Here is a 23,656-nt window from a genome sequence, read left to right as displayed (position 1 = left end):
CCGACGGCTGGGTAGAGTCCCCGGCGTGGGATACCCGGACGACGTGCTGGCCGCCGAAGAGCGTGTCGTTCTGCACCGTCATCCGCACTGGAAGCGGCTGCTCGGCCCGGTCCTGGTGCTGCTACTGGCGACGGCACTGGCGGGTTTCGGCCTCGGCGTGGTGAATCGCACGGACTGGGATCAGATGGCCAAGAACATCGTGATGATCGTCATCGGGGTGGTCTGGCTGATACTTCTCGGTTGGCTCGTCTTGTGGCCGGTATTGAATTGGCGCTCAACGCACTTCGTCATCACGGATCGGCGCGTGATGTTCCGGCACGGGGTCATGACGCGCTCGGGCATCGACATCCCGCTGGCGCGGATCAACAGCGTCGAGTTCCGTCACGGCCTGCTGGATCGCATGCTCCGTACCGGAACGCTGATCATCGAGTCGGCGAGCCAGGATCCCCTGGAATTCCACGACATTCCGCGCGTGGAGCAGGTGCACTCACTGCTATATCACGAAGTCTTCGACACCCTCGGTTCGGAGGAGTCGCCTAGCTGAGTCGAACGGGGGGTCCGCCGGTTGCCCAGCGGCGTCACGGTTCCCTTGCGCCGCGCCGCCTCGGCCTCGTCCTCGAGTGCCTCGGCGATGCCGCCGGCGGTGATCGTCGCCTCGACGGCCTTGTCCGGGTTGCGGCCGAACTCGTCGGGGAAGACCCAGCGGCGGAACGCCCAGAAGCGGAACGCCATCTGCAACAGGTTGCCGATGATGTAGGCCGAGACGAAGTCGGCGAGGTTCTCCATCGTCAGGCTGACCATCGGGACGCGAAGTTCGAGCACGTAGCTCGAGACCCACAGCGGCCCCATGCTGAGCATGACACCCACGCCGCTGACCCCGAAGAACAGCAGCGCTTCGTGATGGCGCTCGCGGCCACCTCTGTCGCGGAAGCTCCATTCCCGATTCAGGATGTAGGACGCGATCACCGCGACGATGCCGGAGATGATCTTGGCCGTCACCGGCTTCGGTTCGAGGATCGTCAGCTTGAGCGTGTAGAAGATTACCGAGTCGATGATGAACGTGGTGCCACCGACGATGGCGAATTTGATGAGCTCGTGATGCCGCTCGGCGAAGGGCCGAACCCTGCGCGGCAGGCGCGCGATGGTGGCATCGGTGAAGGACACGAGAGAGCAGTCTACGGAAATGGGCCACGTGACGCGTAGCCGTGCAGGTCGCGACGGGTCCGGCCCGGGATCGGGGCCATGACAACATGGGGTCCGTGAGTGCACCTCCAGTCGTAGCCATGATCGGTGGCGGCCAGTTGGCCAGGATGACCCACCAAGCCGCCGTCGCGCTGGGTCAGACCCTGCGCGTGCTGGCCGCTTCGCCGGACGATCCCGCCGCGCAAGTCACCCCCGACGTGGTCATCGGGTCGCATACCGACGCCGAGGCACTGGCGCGCGCCGCCGTGGGGGCCTCGGCGCTGACGTTCGACCACGAACACGTCCCCACGGACTTGTTGCAGGCGCTCGTCGACCAGGGCGTGAACGTCGCACCACCGCCGCAGGCGCTGATCCACGCCCAGGACAAGCTCGTGATGCGCCGCCGACTCGAAGCGCTCGGGGCCCCCATTCCCCGGTTCGCCGAGGTGACGACACCCTCCGACGTCGACGACTTCGCCGCGCAGACCGGCGCGCCGATCGTCGTCAAGACCGTCCGCGGGGGTTACGACGGACGTGGTGTCACGCTGGCCAAGGACCTCGCCGAGGCGCGTGCGGTGGCCGAGCGCTACCTCGCCGACGGCACCGCAGTGCTCGTGGAGGAGCGGGTCGACATGCGCCGGGAACTGTCGGCACTGGTCGCCCGGTCGCCGTTCGGCCAGGGCGCGGCATGGCCCGTCGTGCAGACGGTGCAGCGCGACGGCATCTGCGTGGAGGTGATCGCGCCGGCGCCCGCCCTGGACCCCGATCTCGGCGCCGCGGCCGAGCAGCTGGGCCTGCGTCTGGCCGGCGAACTGGGGGTGGTCGGCGTGCTGGCGGTCGAGTTGTTCGAGACGGTCGAGGGAACGCTGCTGGTCAACGAGCTCGCGATGCGTCCGCACAACTCCGGGCACTGGACCATGAACGGCGCCGTCACCAGCCAGTTCGAGCAGCACCTGCGGGCCGTCCTGGACTACCCGCTCGGAGCCACCGGCCCGATCGCGCCGGTCACCGTGATGGCCAACGTCCTCGGCGCACCCCAGCCGCCGGCGATGAGCATGGACGAGCGGTTGCACCACCTGTTCGCGCGGCTGCCCGAGGCCAACGTGCACCTGTACGGCAAGTCCGAGCGCCCGGGCCGCAAGATCGGCCACGTCAACGTGCTCGGTGCGGCGACGGGTTCACTGAGTGACGCGGAGTACGTGGCGGAGGTCAGGGAACGGGCGACGCGGGCGGCGCACTGGTTGTCGCACGGCGAGTGGACGGATGGATGGGATGCACATGGCGAATAGCGCACGTGTCGGCGTCATCATGGGCAGCGACAGCGACTGGTCGGTGATGGAGGACGCTGCGACCGCGCTCGCGGAGTTCGACGTGCCCTTCGAGGTCGGCGTCGTGTCGGCGCACCGCACACCGGCCCGGATGCTCGATTACGCCAAGAGCGCCGCGGGCCGGGGCCTCGAGGTCATCATCGCCGGGGCGGGCGGGGCAGCCCACCTTCCCGGCATGGTCGCCGCGGCCACCCCGCTGCCAGTCATCGGCGTGCCGGTGCCGCTGGCGCGGCTGGACGGCCTGGACTCCCTGCTGTCGATCGTGCAGATGCCGGCGGGCGTGCCCGTGGCAACGGTGTCGATCGGAGGCGCGCGAAACGCGGGACTCTTGGCAGTGCGCATTCTTGGGGCGACGGATCTCAAATTGCGGACGCGAATGGAGCGGTTCCAAGCCGAACTGGAAGCGCTCGTCCTACAGAAGGACGCTGCGCTGCGCGACCGCTTGCTCGGCGGCTGAACAGGCACCTCGGTCGTTGGCCGATGGCCACGACGTCGAGAGTTGGCCCGTATGAACCGCGATGGCTGGCCTTGACGCGGCCGCGCGTGGGCGGCAACTCGAAAAGACAGTCCGTAAACTAAGCAAACGCAGCGGTCGGCGCGCGAGGGACATGCGGTTACGCGTGTCGGTGGAATGGAGGACAGGCCTGTGAGGGTTCCGCTGCGGCAACGTCGTGGGCCGGTCCGTGCGACGGGGCCGATGTCGCGGCGAATGCGGCGTCGGGTGTCACGTTGAGTACTGCTGTGAAGGTCGAAGGCGATCACGAGGTCATTCCGTATCGTCCCGACGTCGACGGGCTGCGCGCCGTCGCCGTGGTGCCGGTGGTCGCCTTCCACGCGGGATTGAGCTGGCTCCCCGGCGGATTCATCGGCGTCGACGTCTTCTTCGTGATCTCCGGGTACCTCATCGGCGCCCAAGTCTTCCGGCAGTCGACGTCGGGCACGTTCCGATACCTTGCCTTCTACGCTCGCCGGCTGCGCCGGATCGTTCCCGCGTTGATCGCCCTGCTCGTGATCTTCCTCGTCGTCGGCGCCCTGCTTCTGACGCCCGACGAATTCCGAGAGCTGGGCAAGGAATCCGTTGCTGCGGTGTTCGGTGCCTCCAACTTGGTGTTCTTCCTGCAAGCTGATTACTTCGCCCCTGCAGCCGACCTCACGCCGTTGCTGCACACGTGGTCCCTTGGCGTCGAGGAGCAGTTCTACATCGTGCTCCCGATCCTCGCCGCGGTGTTCATCCGAGTGTTCAAGTCGTCTGCCACGAAGCCGCTCGTGGTCGTCACGGTTCTCAGCATGGCCGCGTCGATCGTGATGACGCACGCCAATCCGCAGGCGGCCTTCTATCTGCTCCCCACCCGCTTCTGGGAGTTGAGTCTTGGAGCCATCCTCGCCACGTCGGGTATCGCCGCCTCGCCGAAGGTCCGTGGAGCACTGGGGCAGCTGCTCGGGCTCGGTGGCGCCACACTGATAGTCGTCGCAATGATCGTGTACCGGCCGGAGATCCCGTTTCCCGGGGCCTTCGTGCTACTCCCGACCATCGGCGCGGCGATGGTCATCGCAGCGCGATCGAGTTGGGTGAACGCCAGGATCTTGTCCAATCCGGTGGCGGTGTTCGTCGGCAAGATCTCCTATTCGTGGTACCTGTGGCACTGGCCGCTCTTCTACTTCTCCCACGTCCTCGGCATCGAAGGCCGGACGGCGATGTCGATCCTGGCAGCCCTGTCCTTCGGCCTCGCCGTCCTGTCGTGGCGCTTCATCGAGCAGCCCTTTCGTCGCCGGCGCCTGGCCGACGGACCCGTCGTGCTCCGGTACGTGATGGCGATCGCCTGCGTGGCCGCCCTCGGGACGTTGGTCTTCCTGCAGAACGGGTTCATCGGCCGGTTGCCTGCCGACGCTCGCATCGCCGCGGAGGATGCGCGCCGATCGCAGGACGATCCGTGCCTGGTTCGGCGTGGCAGCGTTGACGTGGCACCGGCGGGATGCCAATACACGGCGACCAGTGGGCCGACGCTTGCGATCATCGGCGACAGCCACGCAGCCTCGATCTCGCCCGGTTTTGAGCAGGCCGCAGCGGCGCAAGGTCTCGCCTTCCGGCAGCTGACGAAGACTCTGTGCACGGCCCAGTGGGGATATGCGAACGTGACCCCCGGTCTGCCCGACTTTCCAGACGAGTGCTTCGACTATCAACGGCAGGCGTTTCAACAAGTCGAGGACGATCCGAACATCGAAGTCGTCGTGTTGGCAGCTCGCTGGCATGCGGAGCAGATTCTGCTGACCGCACCGGGCGAATCGACGACGATCGGTCTGGAGACCGCGTTGGATTCGACGCTGACGCGCCTGCAGAAGCTGGGCAAGAAGGTCGTTCTGGTGCAGGAGGTTCCAGAACTCACCATCAATCCGTACGCGACGGTGATCGGCCAGTCGTTACCGATGAGAGTCGGTCTGCAAGATCTCCTGGGAGTGCAGCCCATGACCGGCCCCGCGCCGTACGACCGCATCACCGAGGACGACAGTCGTGACATTCTCCGGCGCGTAGCGGCCAAACACCCCAACGTCGTCCTGGTCGATCCGTGGGCTCAATTGTGTGACGCCGATGGTTGCCACTATCGCGACGGGTCGGCGCTCTATTACTTCGACGAACAGCATTTGTCCGGCGCGGGAGCGGTTCGAGCGGTCGGCACGCTTCCGCCGCTGGTGTGAGCGATTCGACCACGCTCGGCGCCGCTGCGCCTTCGTCGGCGGCCGAGGGTCCGGCAAGCCGGGCCGATAGCGGCGTCCGCGACCGCCGCAGGTAAAGTTACCGGCGAGTAGCGAGGAGTCCTGCATGTCCATCGGTAACCCGTCCTTCGACGTCTTCCAGCTGTCCGACGAGCACGTCGAGATGCGCAAGGTCCTGCGTGATCTGTGCGACAAGGAGATCGCGCCGTACGCGGCCGACGTCGACGAGAAGGCCCGCTACACGGATGAGGCGCTGGCGGCGCTGAACTCGTCGGGCTTCTCGGCGATCCACATTCCCGAGGAGTACGGCGGGCAGGGTGGTGACTCCGTCGCGGCGTGCATCGTGATCGAAGAGGTCGCCAGGGTGTGTGCCTCGTCGTCACTGATCCCGATCTGCAACAAACTGGGCACGATGGGCATGCTGCTGCAGGGCTCCGAGGAACTGAAGAAGCAGGTGCTGCCCTCGATCGGGGCAGGGGAGGCGACCGCCTCGTACGCCTTGTCCGAGCGGGAGGCGGGCAGCGACGCCGCCGCGATGCGGACCAGGGCCAAGCAGGACGGTGACGGCTGGGTGCTCAACGGCTCGAAGTGCTGGATCTCCAACGGCGGCAAGTCGACCTGGTACACCGTGATGGCGGTGACCGATCCGGACAAGGGCGCCAACGGCATCTCGGCGTTCGTGGTGCATGCCGACGATCCCGGCTTCACCGTCGGGGCCAAGGAACGCAAGATGGGCATCAAGGGATCCCCGACCACCGACCTGTACTTCGAGGACTGCCGAATCCCGGGTGACCGGATGATCGGTGAGCCGGGGACCGGCTTCAAGACAGCGCTCGCGACGCTGGATCACACCCGTCCGACGATCGGGGCGCAGGCGGTCGGCATCGCCCAGGGCGCGCTGGAGGCGTCGATCGCCTATACCAAGGAACGCAAGCAATTCAAGAAGTCGATCAGCGACTTCCAGGCCGTGCAGTTCATGCTGGCCGACATGGCGATGAAGATCGAGGCGGCGCGGCTGATGGTCTACACGGCCGCAGCGCGGGCCGAACGCGGTGAGCCGAACCTCGGCTTCATCTCCTCGGCCGCCAAGTGCTACGCCTCGGACGTGGCGATGCAGGTGACCACCGACGCGGTGCAGTTGTTCGGTGGGTACGGGTACACCGTCGACTTCCCCGTCGAGCGCTTCATGCGGGACGCCAAGATCACCCAGATCTATGAGGGCACCAATCAGATTCAGCGGGTCGTGATGTCCCGCGCGCTGCTCCGCTAGCGCCGTCTGCACGGGGAGAGCTCGGCGTCACGGTCGAGTACTGTGAGGCCGAACTCCCCTGCTCCGCCCCGCCCTGGAGACCCCATGACCCGAGCACGACGGCCGGGTCCACTGCGGACCCTGACCGTGATCGCGGCAGCGCTGGCGGGCTGTCTGGTGTCGGGGTGTGGCGGCGGCTCGAACGCAATGCACCCGGCGGCGAATCTGCGGGCCTACGATCTGACCGAACCCGCGCCTCCGATCGATCAGCGCCCCACCACGGTCGGCGTCGCCGACTCCGACCTCCTCGGCCTGCCGGGCGACGGCGTCGAGAAGTCGCTCGGGATGATGAGGTCACTGGGGGTGACGACGGTCCGCCTGCTCGTCCCGTGGGCCGCGATCGAGCACACGCCTGATGCGTACGACTGGAGCATGGTCGACAAGACCGTCGAAGCCGCGTACTCGCAAGGGTTTTCGGTGCTGGCCACGCTGAACTCGCCGCCGCAGTGGGCCGTAGCGCCCGGACAGCCCGCCCTTGCCGGACGACCCGCGTCGCCGGCGGCGTTCGGCCGGTTCGTGGGCAGGGTGGCCGAACACTTCCGCGGCAAGGTCTCGGCCTACGAGATCTGGAACGAGCCGAACGGGGTGGCGTTCTACGCACCCGCGCCCGATCCGGCCGGCTACACCGCGCTGCTCAAGGCCGCCTACCCGGAGATCAAGGCCGTCGACCCGACGGCCGTGGTCGTCACCGGAGGGCTGGGCGCCGTCGTCGACTATGGCGGCGTTGCGATGGATCCGGTCAAGTTCGTCACCGGCATGTACGCCGCGGGCGCCAAGGAGTTCTTCGACGCGCTGGCCTATCACCCGTATCAGTACACGATGAAGTTCTCCGAGAGCTGGCATCCCGACGCGCCACTGAACCAGTTGGCCGGCATCCGGCAGGTGATGCTGCTCAACGGTGACGTCGACAAGCGGGTGTGGGCCACCGAGTACGGCGAGCCCTCGTCGGTGGTCGGCGAGGCGGCCCAGGCGGGGTTTCTCGACGACATGCTGAACAAGTGGCGCAACCTTCCCTACGCGGGTCCGGTGTACGTCTACACGGCGCGGGATCGAAACTCCCGCAGCACCGCTGCGGAGGACACGCTCGGGATCTACCGATCCGACGGCACCGCCAAGCCGGCCGAAGGCATCGTCTCCTCGCACGTTCGCCCGCACGGACTTCCCATCGAGAAGGCTAGTTCAGCTCCGCGGTGACCTTCTCGGCCTCGCGCCGTCGAGCCAGAGCCGCGGCGTCGGGGTGAGCGACCTGGACCAGGGAGCCGCCCGCGACCAGTACCGCGAGCACGTGGTCGACGACCTGATCGGCGGTGTCCCACGGGGCCGAGGACAGCACGCGGCTCGTCGCGTCCAGGTCATGGGAGCCCGCAGCTTCGGTTGCCGCGGAAAGGATTTCGGCTACCGACCGTCCGTTCAACGCGGCCCCCGGATGGCGTTCGGCGACGATCTGGTCACCGTGCGCCCGTACCGAGGTGGCGTAGTCGGTGATGCCGAACGGCAGGTCGGCGACCGGCCTGCCGAAGGCGTCGAGCGACAGGACGACCACTTCGCCGGCGGGTGCGACGGCCGCGTCGGCGTCGTCCAGGCGATCCACCGTGGCGCAGGCGATGTCGCATCCGTTCTCTCCCAGAACGACTTCTGCACCGATGTACCAGATTCCGAGGAGCACGCCCAGCGTCTGCCAGTGCGCGGGCAGCAGGAGTGCGACGCGGGTGCCCGGCCCGGCGCCGAGTTCGTCGCGCAGCAGGTTGCCGGTCTTGGCCGCCCAGTTGGCCAGGGTCACAGTCGACAGTTCGATGCGTTCGCCGGTCGCGTCGTCGTAGAAGGTGATGCGGGGCGCCGATCCGACGGCGAGTAGCGGATCCATCACCGCCGAACCAAGATTCGTCAGCTCACGCACTCCGGACCGTCCGTGCCCGCGGTGATGATGGGCGGCGCGGGAAGTGGGGTGTCGGTTGCGGCCACGGCCGCCGTGTCGATGCCGTCACCCGTCGCATCGGTGGTATCGCCGGCCGAGACCTCGTTGCCAAGGCCCGATCCCGGACCGGTGTAGTCATTGGCGATCACCACCTGGACCGAACCGGGTGCCACCGACGGGTCCTCCACGATGGGGAGGTTGCCCAGTTCCTTCGACACCGCTTGCGCGCCAAGGTCATCGGCCTTGGCCGCGCGGATCTGGCTGCTGGACACTCGACCGGTTTCGTTGTTGCCGACGGAGCCCTCGACGAACCCCTTGCCGCTGAGCACCTCGGACACCGAGGCGGCGAGCCCGTTGACGTCGGTGTCGTTCATGACGTCGGCGGTGGTCTTGGCCGGCGAATAGGCGAGCTGCTCGGTCTTGCCGGCGTCCTGTTCCTTGAGCAGGCCCGAGACGAAGTCCTGCACCTGGGTGGGATCGACCCGGACGACGCTCTGCATCCCGTCGTCGCTCCACCCGTCCTCCTGCAGGACCGGAATCGTGGCGAACGCGACGTTGCCGCCCGCCAGCTTCTGCATCTGCTGGACGAAGTCCATGATGTCCCAGCCGTCGGACAGCACCACCGAGCGCTGCACGGATTCCTGCAGCCGGTTGAGCGTGGCCGGGCTGGACAGGGTCTTGCCCGAGATGACCTCGTGCGCCAGGGCCGCCATGACCGCCTGCTGGCGGGTCACCCGGTCGAGATCACCCCGTGGCAGGTCGTGGCGCTGCCGGACGAAGCTCAACGCCTGCGGGCCATTGAGCCTCTGGGGTCCGGCGGGGAAGTCCGCACCGGAGAGCGGCTCGTACACGGGGTCCTTGAGGCAGACGTCGACACCGCCCAGCGCATCGGTGATGAGAGAGAAGCCGAGCAATCCGATCTCGGCGTAGTGATCCACGGTGACCCCGGTCAGCGTGGCGACCGTCTCGATCAACGCTTCGCGGGCCGCCTCGGTGGCCTTCGGCTCGGCGACGGCGGGATCCTCACCCTGCACCTCGACGAGTTCCTTCATGCGCTCCAGCTTGACCTGGCCGAAGACACCGTTGATCTTGGTCTTGTCGAGTCCGGGCGCTTCCACGTAGGAGTCGCGCGGGATGGAGATGGCGGTGGCGGACTGTCCATTGTTGGGGATGCGCACCAGGATGATGGTGTCGGTGTTGGTGGAGACGTCGTCACCGGCGCGCAGCGTCGCCAGCTCGTCGGCCGAGAGCGGATTGCCGTGCGCATCGGTGCGGCTGTCGATGCCGACCAGCAGGATGTCGATCGCCCCGTCTTCGCCGCCGCCGCCGAGGGCGGCGGCCGACACGTGATTGATGCCGTTCTCGAAGGAACGGATCTTGCCCCACGCGACGCCGGTGCCGATGACGATCACCGCTGCCGCGAGCACGGCGACGATACGGGCGAGGCGGCCTGGCATCAGCCCAGGCTACTGGCGAGTTGCCCGAAGACCGGGTAACGCCGTGCGGCGTGCCAGACTCGGGGCATGTCTGAACGCTTGGTGATCACCGGTGCCGGGGGACTCGTCGGGCGGAGGTTGGCGACCGAGGCGGCCCGTCGTGGCCATGACGTGCTGGCGCTGACCTCGGCCGAGTGCGACGTCACCGATCCCACCGCGCCCGAACGGCACTTCAACTCAGGTGACGTGGTGCTCAACTGCGCCGCCTACACCAAGGTCGACCAGGCCGAGTCCGACGAAGCGGGCGCCCGCGCCGTCAACGTCGGCGGAGCCGAGAACGTGGCGCACGCCTGCGCGCGGGCGGGGGCCGAGCTCATCCACGTCTCGACCGACTACGTGTTCAGCGGGGACTTCGGCGGCGGGGAGCCGCGGCCCTACGAGATCGACGACGAGACCGGCCCGACGAGCGTGTACGGCCGCACGAAGCTCGAGGGCGAGTTCGCGGTGCTCAGCGCGATGCCCAGCGCCCACGTCGTCCGCACCGCCTGGATCTTCTCCGGCGGTGACGGCGGCGACTTCGTCGCGACCATGCGCAGGCTGGCGGCCGGCGACGGCTCGGTGGACGTCGTCGCCGATCAGCTCGGGTCTCCGACCTACGTGGGCGACCTGGTCGGCGCGCTCCTGGAAGTAGCGGGCGGATCCATCGAGGAGTCCGTCCTGCACGCCGCGAACCAGGGCGCGACCAGCCGTTTCGAGCAGGCTCGCGCGGTGTTCGAACTCGTCGGCGCCGATCCGGAACGGGTTCGGCCCGTCGGCACCGACCAGCATCCGCGCCCCGCGCCGCGGCCGCCGTACTCGGCGCTGGCCGCCCGACGGTCCGCCGACGCCGGGCTGACCCCGCTGCGGCCGTGGCGCGACGCGCTCGCCGCCGCCCTCGCGGACTGCCCGCTACCCTCTACGCCGTGAACCCGGACTTGATGGTGGTGACGGTGACCTACTCACCGGGTCCCCATCTCGACCGGTTCCTCGCCTCGCTGAGCCACGCCACCGAGCGGTCGGTGACCATCGTCATGGCCGACAACGGTTCCACCGACGGGGTGCCCGAGGAGGCCCTGGAGCGGTATCCGAACGCGCGGCTGCTGCACACCGGCGCCAACCTGGGATACGGGTCGGCGGTCAACCGGGCGGTGCGCAAGTACCTGAACGGCGTAGACGCCGCCTCCTCCGCCGCTGATCCGGAGTTCTTCATCGTGGCCAACCCCGACGTCGTCTGGGGTCCCGGCAGCATCGACGTGCTGATCGAGGCGGCCAGGCGGTGGCCGAACGCCGGGTCGCTGGGCCCGCTGATTCGCAACCCCGACGGTTCGGTCTATCCGTCGGCCCGCCACCAGCCGAGCCTCGTCAGGGGTGGCATGCACGCGATCGTCGGACCGCTGTGGAAGTCCAACCCGTGGACGGCCGCCTACCGCCAGGAGCGACTGGAGCCCAGCGAACGTCCGGTCGGCTGGCTTTCGGGCTCCTGTCTGCTGTTGCGCCGGACGGCGTTCGACGCGATCTCCGGGTTCGACGAGCGGTACTTCATGTACATGGAGGACGTTGACCTGGGAGATCGGCTGGCGAGCGCAGGTTGGCAGAACGTCTACGTGCCGTCGGCGGAGGTGCTGCACGACAAGGGTCACTCCACCGGTCGCGACCCGGTCCGCAACTTGGCCGCTCATCACACCAGCACCTACACTTTCCTGGCTGACCGACATCCGCACTGGTGGCAGGCTCCGTTGCGGTGGACCATCAGGTCGGCCCTCGCGGCTCGCGCGGGGCTGGTGGTGGGCAACTCGCGCCGCAAGATCGCGAAGACGAAGGAACGGGGCTGACGATGAGTGGTTCGGTGGATCCGGCGAAAGTCGACGCGGTCGTGCTCGTCGGTGGGCAGGGCACCCGCCTGCGCCCGCTGACGTTGTCCGCGCCGAAGCCGATGCTGCCCACGGCGGGCCTCCCGTTCCTGACCCACCTGCTGTCGCGGATCGCGGCGGCGGGCATCCAGCACGTCGTACTGGGGACGTCGTACAAGGCCGAGGTGTTCGAAGCCGAGTTCGGCGACGGGTCCAAGCTCGGGCTGCAGATCGAGTACGTCGTCGAGGACGAGCCACGGGGCACCGGCGGTGGCATCGCCAACGTCGCGTCGAAGTTGCGCCATGACACCACGCTGGTGTTCAACGGCGACGTGCTGTCCGGCGCCGACATCAACGCACTGCTGGCCAGCCACCACGACCGCGACGCCGACGTGACGCTGCACCTGGTGCGCGTCGGTGATCCCCGCGCATTCGGTTGCGTGCCCACCGATTCCGGGGGCGTCGTGACCGCATTCCTGGAGAAGACGCAGGATCCGCCGACCGATCAGATCAACGCCGGGTGCTACGTCTTCAAACGCGCGGTCATCGATCGGATCCCCACGGGGCGGGCGGTGTCGGTCGAGCGTGAGGTGTTCCCGGCGCTGCTGTCGGACGGCCTCAAGGTGTGCGGTTACGTGGACGCCACCTACTGGCGGGACATGGGCACCCCCGACGACTTCGTCCGCGGTTCCGCGGACCTCGTCCGCGGCATCGCACCGTCACCCGCGCTGAAGGGTCACCGCGGCGAGGAGCTCGTCCACGACGGTGCCGCGGTCGCGCCCGGGGCTCTGCTGATCGGCGGGACCGTGGTGGGTCGCGGGGCAGAGATCGGTCCCGGTGCACGACTGGACGGCGCGGTGATCTTCGACGGAGCGCGGATCGAAGCCGGCTCGGTCATCGAGCGGTCGATCATCGGCTTCGGCGCCCGCATCGGTCCCCGTGCGCTGATCCGCGACGGCGTGATCGGCGACGGCGCGGACATCGGGGCGCGCTGCGAGTTGCTCCGCGGGGCGAGGGTCTGGCCAGGGGTGCGCATCCCCGACGGGGGCATCCGCTACTCGACCGACGTCTGAGCCGCCCGCGCCAGTTGCCTCAACCCGTAGTCCGAATCCTCGGGCAGGGCGTTCAACGGCCACCAGCGCAGGTCCAGCGATTCGTCGCTGATCGCAATCCTGGCGTGCTTGGGAGCGCGGACGGCGAACTGGATGTCGAGGTGATGGGTCGGCAGCCCGAGCGAGCAGGTGAGCGCGTGCACGTGCAGGGCGACGGGCATGTCACCGATGGTCAACCCGCTGATGCCGGACTCCTCCTCGGCCTCCCGCAGGGCGGCCGACGCGATGTCGGCGTCGGGTTCCTCGCAGTGACCGCCGAGTTGTACCCAGCGACCGAGTCGCGGGTGCAGGGTGAGCAACGTGTGTGAGGCGGTGTGGTCGAGGACCAGGGCCGAGGCGGTGACGTGGCCCGGGACGCACGCCCGCTCGCAGGCGTCGGGCCTGGCCAGGACGAACGCCAGCACCGCAAGCCGCAGGGAGTCCTGGTCCGGATCGGTTGGCTGCCAACGGCACAGCGTGTCGACGACCGATGCGTGCACGGTCATCGAATCGTCAAGAGTCCCTCGGTGGGGACGGGGTCGCGGGGCCCCGTCGTCTCCTCCGGGTGTCCGATCGCGATGGCACCCAACGGGTTCCAGTCGGACGGCAGATCCAGCTCCCGCCGCACCAGATCGGGGGCGAAGATCGTGGAGCCGATCCAGCAGCTGCCCACGCCACGGACGGCCAACGCCACCAGGAGGGCCTGCACCGCGGCCCCGGCCGCGACGGTGAACATGGTGGTCTCGGCGGCCGTCCTGGTCGCGTCGGGGTAGGTGTGCGCGCCGTCGGGCACCATGAACGGGATCACCAGCTCGGCCGCGTCGTAGAGGAGCTGGCCACGGGCGATGCGCCGCTCGACGGCGTCGGCGGGGTGGCCGTCACCCAGCAGATCGGCGCGCCACGTGTCCTGCATGGCGTCCAGCAGGCGCACGCGCACCGCGTGGTCGCGGATCCACACGAAGCGCACCGGGCGGGTGTGGTGCGGCGCCGGGGCGGTCAGTGCCTCGGCGACCGAGGCCTCGACGAGGGCCGGGTCCACCGGATCGCCGGTGAACGTGCGGACGGAGCGACGCAGCAGCTGCGCCTGCAGGCGTCCCATGTCGAGGGCCTCTGCGGTGCCCAGCCAGAACAGGTCGTCCTGGCCCGCCCTGACGAGGGCGCGTCCGTTGGAGCCGTCGTCTCGCAAAGTCAGACCACGGACGACGGCCACCGGGATCCCGGTCAACTTCCCCTTCACCAGGTCGGCGGCGGCGGCGATCTCGTCGGCGACGGCGACCTCGGTGACCACGAGCTCGTTGCCGTGGGCGTCGTGGGCTCCGCCGTACCCGTGCAGGACGGCGAGCCCCGAGGCGCCGATGGCGGTGTCGGTCTGGCCGTTGCGCCAGGCGCGTCCCATGGTGTCGGTGACGACGATGCCGACCTCGACACCCAGCAGCGACCGCAACCGGCTGCGGAGGGTCGCGGCGCTGCCATCGGGATCGACTGGGAGCAAGGCTAACTCGGCGGAATCGACGTTCGAACCGTCGACCCCGGCCGCGGCCTGGATGAGGCCGATCGCGTTCTCCGTGATCAGCGTCCGACCCTTGCGGGCCACGACCCGAACGGCCTCGGTGTCGATGAGTTTGCGGCGCAATGTATCCCGTGCCTCGGGATCAGTCGGGGCATCGACGATCCGGCCCTCGCTCTTGGAGAGCACCTTGCTCGTCACCACGACGACGTCGTCATCGCGCAACCATGGCGCGGCTGCGGCGATCGCCGCCGCGACGTCGTCACCGGGCCTGAACTCGGGCAGCCCCGGCACGGGCATGATCTCGACTGAAGCCGCCGCTCCGTGATCGCGCGTGTGGTCTGGACCCGTCACGCGCCGGTCCCGATGCCGCCGAGTTCGATTCCGTGGCGCACCATCTCGGCCGTGGCCTTCGGGTCGGTCATCATCAGCGGAATGGCGCGCACCGCGATGCCGTCGATGGCGGCGGTGTCACCCTCGTCGACCAGCCAGCCGTCCAACAGGCCGGTGCCCGAGCGGGCGCCGAAATGGGCTCCGACGGCCTGCGAGGAGGTCTCGACCCCGATGACCGACAGGCACTCGTCGGCCATCCCGCGCAGCGCCCGTCCGGCGATGATGGGGGAGTAGCCGATCACCGGCGCCGCCGTCGACCGAAGGGCCCCACGGATTCCCGGCACGGCGAGGATCGCGCCGATGCTGACGACCGGGTTCGACGGGGCCATGAACACGACGTCGGCCTCCGCGATGGCGGCGAGGGCGTCCGGCGTCGCGGTGGCCTTGTCGGCGCCCACGAACGCGAAGGCATGCGTGGGGATTTGGGCGCGGTAGCGGACCCACCACTCCTGGAAGTGGATGGCCTTCCTGGCACCCGCGTCGGCGGCCTCGCTCTCGGGATCGGTGACGACGACGTGGGTTTCGCTACGGTCGTCGGTGACGGGCAGCAGTCGGGCGCCCGGTTGCCACCGCGCGCACAGCGCCTCGGTCACCTCGGAGAGGGGGTAGCCGGCTCTGAGCATCTGGCTGCGGACGAGGTGGGTGGCCAGATCGCGGTCGCCCAGACCGAACCAGTCGGGTTGCACGCCGTAGGCGGCGAGTTCCTCCTTCGCGTGCCAGGTTTCGTTCGCATGGCCCCAGCCCCGGCTCGGATCTATACCTCCACCTAAGGTGTACATGCACGTATCGAGGTCGGGACAGATGCGGACGCCGTGCATCCAGGCATCGTCGCCGACGTTCACGACCGCGGTGAGCTCGTGGTCACCCGCCGGCCCCGTTGCCATTCCCGCGAATTGGCCGAGCCCGAGGTACTGCTCGACGCCGAGGAGGAATCGCGCGCCGCCGACGCCGCCCACCAGAACAGTGACCTTCACACCGATCGAGACTAGGCGCACCAGCGCGACGGTGGTCCACGGCGGGGGCCGATTTGGTCACTTTCGCGACACGCCAGATAACCGACGCGCCGACATTAGGTCACGGGATGGTATGAAAACCCGTTCTAACGCTTGACCCCCGCAGCTAACGCGTGTCTAATCACATCAGTGTCATTTCCCGGTTCGCTTCCGGTTCCAGTGCCGCAGACCGAGATTCGATCACTTGTTCGAATTGAGTGACCGCGACGGTTCGCGGTGGGGTTGACAACAGGGAACTCGTAAACCAGGTAAGGAGGCGGAAGATGTCTTATGAGCACGTAGATTTCGATCGTGTCATCCGATTCGACAGTCGGATGCTCGGCTCAGTAGGCAACGAACCGCATACCAATCCCGGGCCGTCGCAGGGTGGCGTAAATGCGCGGCCACAGCTGAGCGTCGTCCCCGACCGCGTCGAGGTGGGCCTGACGCCCGACGACGAACTTTGGCAAGAGAACGCGCTGTGCGCGCAGACCGACCCCGAGGCGTTCTTCCCCGAGAAGGGCGGCTCGACCCGCGAGGCGAAGCGCATCTGCCTCGGCTGCGAAGTGAAGGACGCGTGCCTCGACTACGCCCTCGCTCACGACGAGCGGTTCGGCATCTGGGGCGGTCTGTCGGAGCGGGAGCGGCGCCGGCTCAAGCGCGGCATCATCTGATCCAGGCGTGACCCCGGGCGGGTCAGTCGTCGTCGATCGTCGGGTCGATGACCGACGGTTCGACCCCTAGGTACGTGGCCACCTGGGCCACCAGCACGTCGTGAAGCAGGTCCGACAGATCGATGGTGTCCTTGGCCCGTCGCTCGATTGGCTTGCGGAACAACACGACTCGCGCCCGAGTGGCGTTTCCCCTGACGTCGACACCCGCAGGTATCAGCTTGGCGAGGGCGATCGGACCATCGGCGATCACCTCGGGCGGCCACTGGACGTTCTCCGGATCCTTCGGCGCGATGCGCGGGATCTCGTCGACCGCGACGTCCAGACCGGACACCCGCTCGTGCCACTGCCGCTCGATGGGCTCGTACGCCTCGAGCACGGCCATGTCGAAGCGTTCGGCCCGACTGCGCCACCCCGGCACGGTGGGAGGTAGCAGCGGACCGCGCATCTCCCGACGTCCGCGGTTCGTTCGCCCAGCCTGCCGCTCGACCATTCGGCGATCGTAACGGTTGGAGATCGGCGGGTTGCGGGCTGCGCGTGTCGCCGACCCACCGCGTGCCTGCGCGATAGCCTCGTGTCCGTGAACGTTCCCCGTCGCTGCTGCAGGCCCGGGTGCCCGCACTATGCCGTGGCGACGCTGACCTTCGTCTACAAGGACTCGACTGCCGTCGTCGGCCCGCTCGCCACCGTCTCCGAACCCCACTCCTGGGACCTGTGCGTGTTGCACGCCGGACGGATCACCGCGCCGCGCGGCTGGGAACTGGTACGGCATGCGGGGCCGTTGCCCTCGCACTCCGACGAAGACGACCTGGTCGCCCTCGCCGATGCGGTGCGCGAGGGCCGCGACGCCGCGGTGATGCGACCTCCGGCCGGATTCTCGGATCCCGTCACGGGCGTACACGGCGGCGCATTGATGGCCCCGCCGGTGACTCGCTCGGAGCACAATGGGCGCAAGCGCGGACATCTACGCGTGTTGCCGGACCCCACGGAGTAGCCAGAGCCGCCTTCATCGACGTGACCCGTCGGCAGCGCGGAAGGCCAGCCGATAGGCTGGCCGCACGAGTTCCCTTCGCAAGGAGATCTATGTCTCGGCCCGCTGAGGCTGTCAACCGCGTCATCAAGGCGTACGACGTTCGTGGCCTGGTTGGCGACGAGCTCGACGAGCGTTTCGTCGCCGACGTCGGGGGTGCCTTCGCCCGGTTGGTCCGCGACGAGGGCGCCGGCGGCGAGGTGTCCACGGTCGTCATCGGCTACGACATGCGCGCCAGCTCCCCGTCCTTGGCGGCGGCGTTCGCTGAAGGGGTCGTGGCCCAGGGGCTGGACGTCGTCAGGATCGGTCTGGCGTCCACCGATCAGCTGTACTTCGCGTCCGGTCGGCTCGACTGCCCGGGAGCCATGTTCACCGCCAGCCACAACCCCGCCTCCTACAACGGCATCAAGCTGTGCCGCGCCGGCGCCAAACCCGTCGGCAAGGAGAGCGGGCTGAGCACCATCAGCGACGAGGTCATCAACGGTGTTCCCGGCTTCGACGGGACACCGGGAACGATCTCCGACCGCGACGTGCTAGCCGACTACGGCGACTTCCTTCGGTCGCTCGTCGACATCGCCGGGCTTCGTCCACTCCGCGTGGCGGTCGATGCGGGCAACGGAATGGGTGGGCACACCACGCCCGCGGTGCTCGGGCCATTGGCGTCAATTACGCTGCTGCCGCTGTACTTCGAGCTAGACGGGTCGTTCCCGAACCACGAGGCCAATCCGTTGGACCCCGCCAACCTCGTCGACCTGCAACGGCACGTCTTAGAGACCGGTGCCGACATCGGCCTGGCCTTCGACGGTGACGCCGACCGTTGCTTCGTCGTCGACGAACTCGGTCAGCCCGTGTCGCCATCCGCGGTGACGGGGTTGGTGGCCGGACGTGAACTCGGTCGCGAGATCGGCGCCACGGTGATCCACAACCTCATCACCTCGCGGGCCGTACCCGAGTTGATCGCCGAACGGGGCGGCACCGCGGTGCGTTCCCGCGTCGGGCACTCCTACATCAAGGCACTGATGGCCGAGTCGGGGGCCATCTTCGGCGGGGAGCACTCGGCGCACTACTACTTCAGGGACTTCTGGGGAGCGGACTCCGGGATGCTGGCCGCGCTGCACGTGCTCGCCGCCCTCGGCGAGCAGGACCGACCCCTGTCCGAGGTGATGGCCGACTACCAACGCTACGAAGCGTCGGGGGAGATCAACTTCACCGTGGCCGACGCTCCGGCGTGCGTCGACGCGGTGCTGAAGGCCCTCGGCAGCCGCATCCAGTCGATCGACCACCTCGACGGCGTCACCGTCGACCTCGGCGAGGGCAGCTGGTTCAACCTGCGCACGTCGAATACCGAGCCGTTGCTGAGGCTCAACGTCGAGGCCAGGACGGTCGACGGGGTCGCCGAGATCGTCGACTGCGTGGCCGCCGAGATCGCCTCCGTCAGCGAGACCGCCACGTGAGTGCCGCCCACGCGACCATCGACCTCGACGACGTCGAGGGTCTGCTCGCCGCCGACCGCGAGGGTTTGCTCCGAGCGGCCTCGATGGCTGGTGCGCAGATGCGGGCGACGGCCGCCGCCCTCGAGGAGGGCGTCTTGGAACCCCTCCGCGGAGACCAGCTGCCGCGCACCGTGATCTGGGTGGCCAGCCGTGGTGCTGCCGAGGCTGCCGGCGCCATGCTGGCGGCTGCCCTCGGTGGTTCGGCCGCGGCTCCGATCGTGGTGGCTTCTGAGGTACCGCCCTGGATCGGCGCACTCGACGTCATGGTGGTGGCGGGCGACGATGCCGCCGACCGGGTCCTGGTCTCGGCCGCCGCGAGCGGAATCCGGCGTGGCGCAAGGGTAGTCGTGGTGGCTCCCGACGAGGGGCCGCTCCGCGAGGTCGCTGCTGGCCGGGCCGTTGTCCTCCCCCCGCGACTGCTCGTGTCCGACGAGTTCGCCCTGATCCGTTATCTTGGCGCCGGGCTGGCCGCCCTGCAGGTCGTCCTGCCGGGAATGAGCGTCGACCTCGCCGGGCTGGCCGACGCGCTGGACGCCGAGGCGCTGCGCAACAGTGCGGGCCGCGAGTCGTTCACCAATCCCGCCAAGTCGCTCGCCGAGCGCATGTCCGGCCGAGACGTCGTGCTGGCCGGTGGCAATGCGGCCAGCGTGGCGCTCGCGCGACACGTCGGCGCGACCATGCTTCGGGTCGCCCAACAGCCAACGGCTGCAGTCGAACTGGCCGATGTGCTGGTGGCGCTTCGCCGCGGATTGACCAGTGGTAAGAACGGAAACGAGTCGTCGATCTTCCATGACGAGGAGCTCGATGGGCCACTCCCCACGCGGGTGCGAACGGTCGTGTTCGCCACCGACGAGGAGCGGCCCGCGATGGTCTCGACGCTCAGTGGCTACGACGACGTGGACGTGGTGAGTGCCGACGACGTGCCCGACATCGTGACGCCGCGCCCGAACGGTCGTCCCGAGCAGCAGTTGGCGATGTTGGCGGTGCGACTGGAGATGACGGCCGCGTATCTGAAATTGGTTCGAGGTTAGCCAAGTGGACCTATTACGGGGCGCGTTGCGGACCTATGCGTGGGGGTCGCACACCGCCATCGCGGAGTTCGTCGGAAGGCCAAGTCCCACACCGCATCCCGAAGCGGAACTCTGGCTGGGCGCGCATCCGGGGGACCCCGCGTGGCTCGAGGGTGACGGCGGGGATAGGTCGTTGCTCGACACCATCGCCGCGGATCCGGAGGGCCAGCTGGGCGCGGTGACGCGCGAGCGGTTCGGGGATGCCCTGCCCTTCCTGGCGAAGGTGCTCGCCGCGGAGGAACCCCTGTCGCTGCAGGCGCATCCCAGCGCCGAGCAGGCCGTAGAGGGTTTCGCACGCGAGGACCGCCTTGGCATTCCCGTGTCGGCACCGACCCGCAACTATCGCGACCGCAGCCACAAGCCGGAGCTGTTGGTGGCGCTCACGAGCTTCGAGGCGTTGGCGGGCTTTCGACCCGTCGCCCGCAGCGTCGACCTGCTGCAGGCACTGCAGGTGACCGAGCTCGACCCCTTCATCAACCTGCTGGCCGGCCAGGACGACGCCGACGGGCTGCGGGCGTTGTTCACCACGTGGATCACGGCGCCGCAGGCCAACCTCGATGCCCTGGTGCCCGCGGTGCTCGACGGCGCCATCAACTACCTGCGTTCCGGTGCAACGGAATTCACTCAGGAAGCCAAGACGACGTTGCAGCTGGGGGAGCTGTACCCCGGTGATGCGGGGGTACTGGCGGCCATGCTGCTGAACCGGATCACCTTGGCACCGGGGGAGGGCATCTACCTGCCCGCGGGGAACCTGCACGCCTACTTGCACGGTATGGGGTTCGAGATCATGGCCAACTCCGACAACGTGTTACGCGGTGGGTTGACGCCCAAGCACGTCGACGTTCCCGAACTCTTGCGGGTACTCGACTTCACGCCGACCGACGAGAAGGCGCTCAAACCGCAGACCGTGGAGGAGGGGATCGAGCTGTCCTACGACACGCCCGCCCCGGAATTCGCGATGTCCGTCGTGCGGCTCGATGGCGGTGAGCTCGGGCACGAGACCGACGTAGCCGCGCGCCACGACGGTCCGCAGGTGCTGTTGTGCACCGAGGGAACGGTGCAGGTGCACGCGAAGTCGAGCACGCTGACACTCGACCGGGGGGCGGCCGCGTGGGTGGCCGCCGACGACGGACCCATCCGTCTGCTCGCCACGCAGCCGGCCACGCTGTTCCGCGCCACGGTCGGCATCTGAGGGAGGGATCGACCATGTCGGCGTCGGGGAGTAAGCGCGCCATCATCGCCGCGCTGCTGGCGAATGCCGGTATCGCGGTGGCCAAGTTCGTCGGTTTCGTGATCACCGGCAGTTCGTCGATGCTGGCGGAGGGTGTGCACTCGGTCGCCGACACCTCGAATCAGGGTCTGCTGCTGTGGGGTCAGCGCGAGGCGAGCAAGGAGCCCGACGCGCTGCATCAGTTCGGGTACGGCCGCAGCCGTTACTTCTACTCGTTCGTGGTGGCGTTGGTGCTGTTCTCCCTCGGCGCGGCCTTCGCGCTGTACGAGGGTTACGAGAAGGTCATCCACCCGCACGAGCTGACGTCGCCGTTGGTGGCGCTCGTCATCCTGGTGGTGGCGATCTGCTTGGAGTCCTACAGCTTTCGGACCGCGATGAAGGAGTCTCGGCCGCTGAAGGGCACTGGCAGCTGGTGGCGGTTCATCCGCAGCTCACGCAACCCCGAACTGCCGGTGGTACTGCTCGAGGACACCGGTGCGTTGGTCGGGCTGGCGTTCGCGCTCGCGGGCGTCGGGTTGACGGTGGCCACCGGCAACCCGGTCTGGGACGGCGTCGGCACCCTCTGCATCGGCGCGCTGCTGGCGGTCATCGCGGTGATCCTGATGATCGAGATGCACAGCGCCCTCATCGGCGAGGGTGCGACGCCTCGGGAGGATGGCGCGATCCGCACCGCGTTGGAGCAGACGTCGCACGTCGACCGCGTGATTCACCTCCGCACGCAGTACATGGGCCCCGACGACATGCTGGTCGGCGCCAAGCTCGCGTTGGCAGCGGGGACCGATCTGGCGACGGTGGCGACGGCCATCGATGCTGCCGAGGCGGCGGTGCGTGCCGCGGTTCCCGCGGCGACGGTCATCTACTTGGAACCCGATCTCGATCGCGCGACGACGACGTAGTCCGCCGCGTGGACCTGCCGAACTTCTCGGCCAGCAGTAGACCCATGTTGTGTCGGATGGTCCGCCCCAGCGTCCTGGCGTCCGGGACCATGTACAGGCTGTCCAGCAGGCTGAACCGACGCAGGAACCATTCCGCCAGTTCGGCTTCCGTCTCCGCGGCGCTGAGGAACTGATCGAAGAGGTGCCCGACCCGGAGGTACCACCACGGCACGTCGTCGGCCGCGGCGTTGTGTAGGGCCAGGTCCCCGATGGCGTTCATCGTCCACACCGGCCACGTCGTCTTCTTGGTCGCCAGTGCCAGCCGACGGGCGACGTCCTGATCGCCCGACCGGAGCACCGACCGGAGGTTGCCCGCCTGGATCGACGTCATCGTCATGCCCTGGCCGTACGTCGGATTGAAGCTGACGACGGCGTCCCCGAACGGGATGATGCCCGCGGGGAAGCGCTCCATCTGGTCGTAACGACGCCAGCGGCTCATCGGGTAGTTGTGGAACGCCATCTCGCCAAGTGGCTCGCCCGCGCGCACGGCCGTACTTACGTGGGTCGGCAGCAGCACGTCGGCGAGGTCGCAGATCTCGGCGAAGCTTCGCGGTGGCTCGGCCCTTCCCGTGCCGAAGGTGGTCAGCCCCCAGTTGCCATCCTCGTAGAGCAGCATGCCGAGACCGACGGGGTGCTCGCGGGACGCCCCGGCGACGACGACCTTCTCCACGATCAACCCGTCGGGGATGCGGACCTGGTGCGTCGCGTACGTGATGCCGACGTCGACGGTGTCCTCCCGCGGGCGCCCGAAACCCCACTTCTCGAGCCACACAGGCAACCGCGTGCCGCGTCCGGTCGCATCGACCACGAGGTCGGCGGGCACCGCGCTCGACTCGTCACCGGCGTCGAGGAAGACCCCCGTCACGCGTTGCTGCGAGGCGTCGAACCGTGGCTCGGCCACGCTGGCGGACACCAATTCGACGTTCGGAATGGCTAGCGCGCGCTTGCGGATCTGCCACTCGAGGTGGGGACGGCTCGGGACGTAGGCGGTGAACTCCTTGCGCAACGTCGTCGTCGTTCCCAGCACGTGACCTGCTGCGGCGAAGTGAATGCAGTCGGGTCGGTTGGCGAGCTTCGGCACGCCGTCGGCCACCATGCCGTCGAGCAGACCGGGAAAGAGGCTCTCGAATTCCTGGGCGCCCCGCGCCATCAACAGGTGGACGTGCTTGCCCTGCGGCACCGCGTGTCGGTTGCCGGGTTGTACGGGCAGCTCGTCGCGCTCGTAGACCGTGACCCTGTCGTAGTGATCGGACAGCACCCGGGCGGCACACATGCCCGCAATGCTCGCGCCGATGACGATCGCGTGGTTCCGCATGATCGCGACGGTACTAGCTACGGTGCCCCGACACGAACGAGGTGGCGCTGCCAACGGTGACGAATCGATGGCGGATCGCGTCGGTCGATCGGCGGCCCCACACGACTCGATGGGGTCATTCGGCGCGGGTAGATCCCGGCGCGCGTCGGGATCCGGC

23 protein-coding genes are annotated in these 23,656 nt (G+C 68.4%); 15 read left to right on the top strand and 8 right to left on the bottom strand.

The window, feature by feature from the left end; all coding sequences use genetic code 11:
* Positions 1 to 25: 25 nt before the first annotated feature.
* Complete coding sequence (locus tag QUE68_RS22070; protein ID WP_284228413.1) at positions 26 to 544, top strand: PH domain-containing protein; 519 nt, start codon at positions 26 to 28, stop codon at positions 542 to 544.
* On the opposite strand, the gene QUE68_RS22065 is transcribed toward QUE68_RS22070, so the two are convergent.
* Entirely contained in the window at positions 499 to 1,164 is a 666-nt protein-coding gene (locus QUE68_RS22065) for a GtrA family protein (protein WP_284228412.1), read from the bottom strand. The genes QUE68_RS22070 and QUE68_RS22065 overlap by 46 nt on opposite strands.
* Positions 1,165 to 1,283: 119 nt before the next feature.
* Between QUE68_RS22065 and QUE68_RS22060 the strand changes: the two genes are divergently transcribed.
* From QUE68_RS22060 to QUE68_RS22040, 5 genes are all read left to right on the top strand, one after another.
* A complete protein-coding gene (locus QUE68_RS22060) occupies positions 1,284 to 2,471 on the top strand; it encodes a 5-(carboxyamino)imidazole ribonucleotide synthase (RefSeq protein ID WP_286275907.1) in 1,188 nt (395 codons plus the stop codon).
* A complete protein-coding gene (gene purE / locus QUE68_RS22055; RefSeq protein WP_284228409.1) occupies positions 2,461 to 2,967 on the top strand; it encodes a 5-(carboxyamino)imidazole ribonucleotide mutase in 507 nt (168 codons plus the stop codon). The genes QUE68_RS22060 and purE overlap by 11 nt, the downstream gene beginning before the upstream one ends.
* 284 nt (positions 2,968 to 3,251) lie before the next feature.
* Positions 3,252 to 5,204 (top strand): acyltransferase family protein, encoded by a 1,953-nt coding sequence (locus tag QUE68_RS22050; protein WP_286274449.1) that lies wholly within the window; start codon positions 3,252 to 3,254, stop codon positions 5,202 to 5,204.
* A gap of 124 nt (positions 5,205 to 5,328) precedes the next feature.
* Positions 5,329 to 6,492, top strand: coding sequence for an acyl-CoA dehydrogenase (locus QUE68_RS22045; protein ID WP_284228407.1), 1,164 nt, complete (start codon positions 5,329 to 5,331; stop codon positions 6,490 to 6,492).
* A gap of 84 nt (positions 6,493 to 6,576) precedes the next feature.
* A complete protein-coding gene (locus QUE68_RS22040; protein WP_284228406.1) occupies positions 6,577 to 7,725 on the top strand; it encodes a cellulase family glycosylhydrolase in 1,149 nt (382 codons plus the stop codon).
* Here the strand turns inward: QUE68_RS22040 and QUE68_RS22035 are convergent.
* Together QUE68_RS22035 and QUE68_RS22030 are read right to left on the bottom strand one after the other, a co-directional pair.
* Positions 7,706 to 8,419: a TIGR03089 family protein gene (locus QUE68_RS22035; protein ID WP_455013515.1), complete on the bottom strand. Its 714-nt coding sequence runs from the start codon at positions 8,417 to 8,419 to the stop codon at positions 7,706 to 7,708. The genes QUE68_RS22040 and QUE68_RS22035 overlap by 20 nt on opposite strands.
* Positions 8,416 to 9,903 (bottom strand): LCP family protein, encoded by a 1,488-nt coding sequence (locus QUE68_RS22030; RefSeq protein ID WP_284235245.1) that lies wholly within the window; start codon positions 9,901 to 9,903, stop codon positions 8,416 to 8,418. Before QUE68_RS22030 ends, QUE68_RS22035 begins: the two co-directional genes overlap by 4 nt.
* Positions 9,904 to 9,969: 66 nt before the next feature.
* On the opposite strand from QUE68_RS22030, the gene rfbD reads away from it, so the two are divergent.
* Genes rfbD through manB form a run of 3 tightly spaced genes read left to right on the top strand, consistent with a single transcriptional unit; the run spans position 9,970 to position 12,844 of the window.
* Positions 9,970 to 10,848, top strand: a complete 879-nt coding sequence (rfbD, locus tag QUE68_RS22025) for a dTDP-4-dehydrorhamnose reductase (protein WP_284228403.1) — start codon at positions 9,970 to 9,972, stop codon at positions 10,846 to 10,848.
* 11 nt (positions 10,849 to 10,859) lie between these two features.
* Complete coding sequence (locus QUE68_RS22020) at positions 10,860 to 11,753, top strand: glycosyltransferase family 2 protein (protein WP_454786381.1); 894 nt, start codon at positions 10,860 to 10,862, stop codon at positions 11,751 to 11,753.
* A gap of 2 nt (positions 11,754 to 11,755) precedes the next feature.
* Positions 11,756 to 12,844, top strand: a complete 1,089-nt coding sequence (gene manB, locus QUE68_RS22015) for a mannose-1-phosphate guanylyltransferase (RefSeq protein WP_284228401.1) — start codon at positions 11,756 to 11,758, stop codon at positions 12,842 to 12,844.
* On the opposite strand, the gene QUE68_RS22010 is transcribed toward manB, so the two are convergent.
* The 3 genes from QUE68_RS22010 to cofD are packed head-to-tail and all read right to left on the bottom strand — an operon-like array spanning position 12,826 to position 15,736.
* Complete coding sequence (locus tag QUE68_RS22010) at positions 12,826 to 13,368, bottom strand: NUDIX hydrolase (RefSeq protein ID WP_284228400.1); 543 nt, start codon at positions 13,366 to 13,368, stop codon at positions 12,826 to 12,828. The two genes, manB and QUE68_RS22010, sit on opposite strands and share 19 nt — an antisense overlap.
* The gene (locus QUE68_RS22005; protein WP_286274447.1) at positions 13,365 to 14,669 is read right to left on the bottom strand and encodes a coenzyme F420-0:L-glutamate ligase; all 1,305 of its coding nucleotides are present in this window, start codon (positions 14,667 to 14,669) and stop codon (positions 13,365 to 13,367) included. Before QUE68_RS22005 ends, QUE68_RS22010 begins: the two co-directional genes overlap by 4 nt.
* 50 nt (positions 14,670 to 14,719) lie before the next feature.
* Positions 14,720 to 15,736 (bottom strand): 2-phospho-L-lactate transferase, encoded by a 1,017-nt coding sequence (gene cofD, locus QUE68_RS22000; protein WP_284235250.1) that lies wholly within the window; start codon positions 15,734 to 15,736, stop codon positions 14,720 to 14,722.
* Positions 15,737 to 16,164: 428 nt separating this feature from the next.
* Between cofD and QUE68_RS21995 the strand changes: the two genes are divergently transcribed.
* The gene (locus QUE68_RS21995) at positions 16,165 to 16,428 is read left to right on the top strand and encodes a WhiB family transcriptional regulator (protein WP_284231220.1); all 264 of its coding nucleotides are present in this window, start codon (positions 16,165 to 16,167) and stop codon (positions 16,426 to 16,428) included.
* A 22-nt stretch (positions 16,429 to 16,450) separates the two neighbouring features.
* On the opposite strand, the gene QUE68_RS21990 is transcribed toward QUE68_RS21995, so the two are convergent.
* Positions 16,451 to 16,873: a metallopeptidase family protein gene (locus tag QUE68_RS21990; RefSeq protein WP_284231217.1), complete on the bottom strand. Its 423-nt coding sequence runs from the start codon at positions 16,871 to 16,873 to the stop codon at positions 16,451 to 16,453.
* Between the two features lie 132 nt (positions 16,874 to 17,005).
* On the opposite strand from QUE68_RS21990, the gene QUE68_RS21985 reads away from it, so the two are divergent.
* From QUE68_RS21985 to QUE68_RS21965, 5 genes are all read left to right on the top strand, one after another.
* Positions 17,006 to 17,419, top strand: a complete 414-nt coding sequence (locus QUE68_RS21985) for a DUF3499 domain-containing protein (protein WP_284228397.1) — start codon at positions 17,006 to 17,008, stop codon at positions 17,417 to 17,419.
* An 89-nt stretch (positions 17,420 to 17,508) separates the two neighbouring features.
* Entirely contained in the window at positions 17,509 to 18,909 is a 1,401-nt protein-coding gene (locus QUE68_RS21980; protein WP_284228396.1) for a phosphomannomutase/phosphoglucomutase, read from the top strand.
* Positions 18,906 to 19,979 (top strand): TobH protein, encoded by a 1,074-nt coding sequence (locus tag QUE68_RS21975; protein WP_284228395.1) that lies wholly within the window; start codon positions 18,906 to 18,908, stop codon positions 19,977 to 19,979. Before QUE68_RS21980 ends, QUE68_RS21975 begins: the two co-directional genes overlap by 4 nt.
* A 4-nt stretch (positions 19,980 to 19,983) precedes the next feature.
* A complete protein-coding gene (manA, locus tag QUE68_RS21970; protein ID WP_284228394.1) occupies positions 19,984 to 21,210 on the top strand; it encodes a mannose-6-phosphate isomerase, class I in 1,227 nt (408 codons plus the stop codon).
* A 14-nt stretch (positions 21,211 to 21,224) separates the two neighbouring features.
* Positions 21,225 to 22,145: a cation diffusion facilitator family transporter gene (locus QUE68_RS21965; RefSeq protein WP_284228393.1), complete on the top strand. Its 921-nt coding sequence runs from the start codon at positions 21,225 to 21,227 to the stop codon at positions 22,143 to 22,145.
* On the opposite strand, the gene QUE68_RS21960 is transcribed toward QUE68_RS21965, so the two are convergent.
* Positions 22,102 to 23,499, bottom strand: coding sequence for an FAD-dependent oxidoreductase (locus QUE68_RS21960; RefSeq protein WP_286274445.1), 1,398 nt, complete (start codon positions 23,497 to 23,499; stop codon positions 22,102 to 22,104). The two genes, QUE68_RS21965 and QUE68_RS21960, sit on opposite strands and share 44 nt — an antisense overlap.
* Positions 23,500 to 23,656: the final 157 nt, after the last annotated feature.

This window comes from Mycolicibacterium sp. TUM20985, from assembly GCF_030295745.1.
Classification (GTDB): Bacteria; Actinomycetota; Actinomycetes; order Mycobacteriales; family Mycobacteriaceae; genus Mycobacterium.
The sequence above is the reverse complement of the archived record's forward strand: the minus strand, read 5'-3'. Positions and strand labels throughout refer to the sequence as shown.